The organism is Mesobacillus sp., assembly GCF_049588175.1.
Lineage (GTDB): Bacteria > Bacillota > Bacilli > Bacillales > Cytobacillaceae > Mesobacillus.
In genome coordinates, this window is sequence record NZ_JBAVFI010000124.1 from 1 (window position 1) to 5,107 (window position 5,107).

At 40.6% G+C, this 5,107-nt stretch carries 4 protein-coding genes and 1 pseudogene; all 5 read right to left on the minus strand.

The features are described from left to right. Positions 1-1,952: SNF2 helicase associated domain-containing protein (locus WB217_RS03070; protein WP_423990532.1), on the minus strand; the 1,952-nt coding region annotated here is incomplete at its 3' end. A 190-nt stretch (positions 1,953-2,142) separates the two neighbouring features. Next, a complete protein-coding gene (locus tag WB217_RS03075; protein ID WP_423990534.1) occupies positions 2,143-2,466 on the minus strand; it encodes an ArsR/SmtB family transcription factor in 324 nt (107 codons plus the stop codon). 1 nt (position 2,467) lies between these two features. Then, a complete protein-coding gene (locus WB217_RS03080) occupies positions 2,468-2,881 on the minus strand; it encodes an SRPBCC family protein (protein ID WP_423990536.1) in 414 nt (137 codons plus the stop codon). A 257-nt stretch (positions 2,882-3,138) separates the two neighbouring features. Beyond that, the gene (locus tag WB217_RS03085) at positions 3,139-4,746 is read right to left on the minus strand and encodes a ribonuclease J (protein WP_423990538.1); all 1,608 of its coding nucleotides are present in this window, start codon (positions 4,744-4,746) and stop codon (positions 3,139-3,141) included. A gap of 194 nt (positions 4,747-4,940) precedes the next feature. Further along, positions 4,941-5,107 (minus strand): annotated as a pseudogene (locus WB217_RS03090) (homogentisate 1,2-dioxygenase); the annotation flags it as partial.

The window sequence follows — 5,107 nt, forward strand, 5'->3', positions numbered from 1 at the left end:
GAGGCAATGTAGGCAATACTTTGCAGCGTCTTTCCTAGTCCCATATCATCAGCAAGGATCCCGCCGAAGCCATAGCTTGCGAGAGTTTTCATCCATTGAAACCCTTGTTTCTGGTAATCCCGCAAAATCAAATCCAGTGTTTCGGGCAATTTAAATTTTTTGCTTCCTGGACGGCTGATTTCAGCTAAAAATTCTTTGAATGATTCCTCTAGCATAAAAACAGCTTGATCATCGACAGAATCAAGGACCTGCATTCCCCGGATCAGCGGGAGGTTCAAGCCCTTCTCCAAGTCCTCATTCTGAATGGGGCCAGCCTGTAAAAAACGCTGGATTTCTTCAAATTCCCTTGTCTCAAGTGACATCAGGGATCCATTCCGCAAACGGAAATATTTCCGCTTTTCTTCCAGCGCTTCCAAAACCTCACGAATCTGGCTCTCTGGTATACTGTCCATTTCGAATTTGAACTCCAGCCAGTTTGTCCGCTCTTTTTTCACTTTGACCCGGATTTGAGGACGTGCAGGTTCCCTGAAAATCCGATTCCTCACGGCTGTGGTGGCGTATATTTGCACTAACTTCTGAAGCTTTGGCATCATATGATACAAAAACTCATACTCAAGATCTTCATTATGCAGCAAATATCCGCCTTCCGTTTTTGCAAAAGAACTCTCTTCCATCATTTCCAAGATTAAATCTTCCTTCTCCTTGTCCCTGACCAGCAGTGAACCCGTCTTAGGTTCCCTGCCCTCAAATGGATTGAGAACGATATTCTCATAGTGAAATTCCAGTCCCGCAAGCAGACGGTTATTTACGCGATCAAGGTACAATTTAGCAGTCAGTGGCGTTTTCATAAACTGCTTTGAAATATCGCCATTAATTTGCACCTCACCAAGTCTTCTCAAGCCAGGAACTACTTTTTCAACAAAGAAGCCGATTTGATCCTTGGTAATCGGAATCTGTTCAGTAGCTGTTGCCAAAATCATTTGTTTTAGCTCAAACAGACGAGCACAATCAGCAGTCTCCAGCTGTGTTACTTGGCCACTATATAAAACAGAATCATATGAGTTCATTACTGTAAGCTGTTTTAATCCCTTTATTTCCAGGCGATAATCCTTTTGCTCTGTTACTTCAAAATTAAATGTTAAAGGCAATTTCCCCTTATTTATAATAAGGCCATCAAATAGTTCACCATTATGCAAAAGCTTTATATGCGGAGCCTTTGTTAGTAATGGCAGAAGTTGAGTCCATATAGTTGGCGGAATCGTTAAATTTTCATCATTGCTCTCTAAGCCATTCGGTAGTGAGTCGGAGTCCATTGCAACCTGAATCAACTTTTGAATGATGTCATCTGCTTCATTTTGAAAGCAATGCAGCATTGGATCATATGTGAACAATCTTGAAAGTGCATTTGCTTTCCCTTCTTTTACATCCTTTAAAAATCCACTAATATCCTTTATTGGTATGGAACCAATCTTCATTGAAATACCAAACACGCTTTGCTTGTCGCCAACTTCAGTTGGCTTTAATAGGAACTCTGCATTTAGCACTTTTCTTGATTCGAAATGCAGCTGGTGACCGCTGGACCTTCGTGGCTGCTCACTAAAAATAGACATCATGCTATCTGCCAGGCCATTTGATGAATCCTTGTTATAAGGAGCAGTTGTCGGGAGTTGCTTTTGTTGATCCATTATAGCCAATAAAACAGCTGCGGTGTGCTGGCATTCATTTTTCACGGAAGCCAATTTTGGACAAGTGCAAGCTGTAACGAATCCACCATCCTCATTTTTGATAACAGTGACATTGAATTCATCGGCACCACTAACGGAAGCATCCACACGTTGATGGCTATAATTTTCAAATTTCACTTTATCTGCATGGTAAAAAGCATCCCCACGCTTGAAGGAAACAGTTCCGCACAAATCTTTTATCATTTTATGGTTCAGTTTTATGTCCATGACCTGCTCCCTCCTTAGGATGCTTTATTTTATATAAACTCTCTATTAAGTAAGTGTAATAATTCATGTTGAAAATTTATAAGAAAACAACTTATTGGAATCAATGTTAATAGTGTAGACCTTATCTCAACTTTTGTTAAGTATGAATGCACAAAAAAAGCATGGTGAATGACTCCATGCTTTACTTCTGTTATTCATCCGCTTCCACGAAGTTCTTCAGTGCAGTAAGTTTGTTATCCCAGTATAGTTCAAAAAAGGATAGCCATTCTTTTAATTCCTGCAGGGGCTCCGGCTGAAGCGAAAAACGTGTTTCCCTTCCAATCCTCCTGTTTGAAACCAGTCCTGCCTCTGACAGAACAAATAAATGTTTGTTCACAGCGGTTCGAGTGATTGGAAAGCTTTCAGTTATGGAAGCGATCGGCAATTCCTGGTCGGCGAGCAATTTTAATATTTTCCGGCGGGTTGGGTCTGCGATGGCCTGGAATACATCATGCTTTGCCTCGGATGCCCCCATGCTACGCCTCTAGGTAGGCTGGAAGTGCGTCATTCACAATCTTATCCCAGCCGTTGTCCATAATGCCCTGGACAATTGAATGAGGCTGTCCGAACTCAGTAGCTTTTTCAGGATCCCAGCCAGAATGAATCAAAGTGAATTCCGTTTTTTCATCAATCTGCTTCAATTCAAATACAAGATGCCAATCCTTTCCCCAGTCAAAGCCTAAAGTGTTCGGCGGATCCAATTCAGTTACTTTACAAGGAGAATCACCGAAAGGACCTGCATGAAGAATAAATTCCTTGCCTAGTTCAGGTTCAAATGTGTTCGGCATCCACCATCCAGCAATTCCTTCAGAAGTAGCAACCGCTTTCCATACTTTTTCAATTGGCGCATTTAATAAAATTGTTTTGCGGATTTCAGGTAATGTTTGCATTCTAAAACCTCCGAATTTTAATAACACCTTTTAGTGTCATAATGAAATTGTAACACCTTTTAGTGTTATGTCAACACACAAGAGAAATTTTCATTTTATCATTTACTTAATTGCCATTCTCATATTACTGAGGAAAATTAACTTTCATCCTAAACGTGTTTTATCGGTTACTCCTTCATAGCTTCACAAAAAAATAAAAAGCCCAAAGCAATAGATTTGATTTGGACTTTTCATTTCATCTTTACTATCTAACAACCTTAAATCTCAATTATGATTGGCAGGATCATCGGCTTTCTTCTTGTCTGCTGGAATATATGCTGCCCAACTGCTTTCTTGATACCTTGCTTAATCACATTCCATCTGTAGATATTATCTTCTTGCATGTCGGTAACCGTTTTCGTGACAATTCTGTTCACATCTCTCATTAAATCCTCTGAGTTTTTAACAAAAACGAATCCCCTCGAGATTGTATCAGGTCCAGAAATGATTTTTCGTTCTGATTTGCTCAGCGTTAACACTATGACGAGCATACCATCCTCAGACAGCTGTTTCCTGTCCCTCAGGACAATCTCGCCCACGTCACCCACACTAATACCATCTACATATGTGTCACCTGCAGGAATGCTGCGAGTTTGTCGTGCAGCCGAATTTTCAATATCAACTACATCGCCATTTTTTATGATAAAAGTATTTCCCTTCTCCACTCCGACGGATTCAGCAAGTAAACGATGATGGTGCAGCATACGATATTCCCCGTGTATCGGGATGAAATACTTCGGTTTCATCAAAGTAAGCATCAGCTTCAAGTCTTCCTGGTATCCATGGCCAGAAACATGCATTCCTGTCGTGCTGCCGGAACCATATATGACTTTTGCGCCTAGTTTAAACAGGTTATCAATAATCCGCGATACATCTTTTTCATTTCCAGGAATCGGGGATGCTGCCATGATTACTGTGTCACCAGGGTAAATAGAAACATCGCGGAAATTACCTGTCGCCAGCCGGGCTAGAGCAGCCATCGGTTCACCCTGGCTTCCCGTACATAATATCGCTACCTTGTCAGGATCCAATTGGTCGACCACCTTTGGCTCAATCAGCATGCCTTCTGGTACATTCAAGTATCCCCGTTCGATTGCTACATCTACAACATTCACCATGCTCCTGCCCAGTAATGCAAGCTTTCTATTCGTCTTGATTGCAGCTTCAACAACCTGCTGTACACGATTTACATTCGATGCAAAAGTAGAAACAAAGATTTTACCGTCCGCCTTCATAAATGCTTCTTCCAGGTGGCCTGCAACCATTCGTTCAGATGGTGTCAATCCGGTCCGTTCTGCGTTTGTACTTTCTGATAATAAAACTGTTACGCCTTCAGTCCCGATTTGTGCCATTTTATGAATCTCAGACTGCTCATCATTTGCTGGTGTTAGGTCAAATTTGAAATCCCCTGTATGTACAACATTTCCCTCTGGTGTGTGGAATACAATTCCCAGGCAATCCGGAATGCTGTGGCTAACTTTAAAAAATGAAACTTTGACCTGCCCGAAATCGAGCTGTGAATCTGAATGAACCTTGATAAGTTCAGTATCTCTTAAAAGCCTATGTTCGCTTAATTTCAGTTCGATTAGTCCTAATGTAAAATCAGTCGCATAAATAGGAACTTTTAATTTTTTAAAGAAATATGGAACACCGCCAATATGGTCCTCATGCCCATGTGTCACTATAAGAGCACGGATTTTTTCTTTATTCTCTTCAAGATAGGTTAACTCGGGGATAATCAAATCAATCCCTAACAAACTTTCATCAGGAAATTTACCTCCACAATCAACGACAAAAATGTCGTCATCATATTGTATACCATACATATTTTTCCCAATTTCATTTATGCCGCCTAAGGCGAATATAGATAAGGTCAATTCAAATCCTCCTAATCCGAAATAGATTTTGTTAGTGTTTCCTATGTAAAGATTATTTATTAATGGATTTCCCCGCGAGGAGGACTAATAATCACTCCAGCTATTAAAAAAACACACCCTTTAGGAAAGGTGTGCATAAAAGATTATTTTTCAATCCATGTATACATATACTGTTCATCTTCGATTTCTTTCGCTTTCTTTACTGTTTTAAGCGGCTTAAAGGTATCGATCATCACGGCTAGCTCTAATGTCTCCTTTTTCCCAATGCTTGCTTCTGTTTTACCAGGATGAGGACCATGAGGTATTCCGC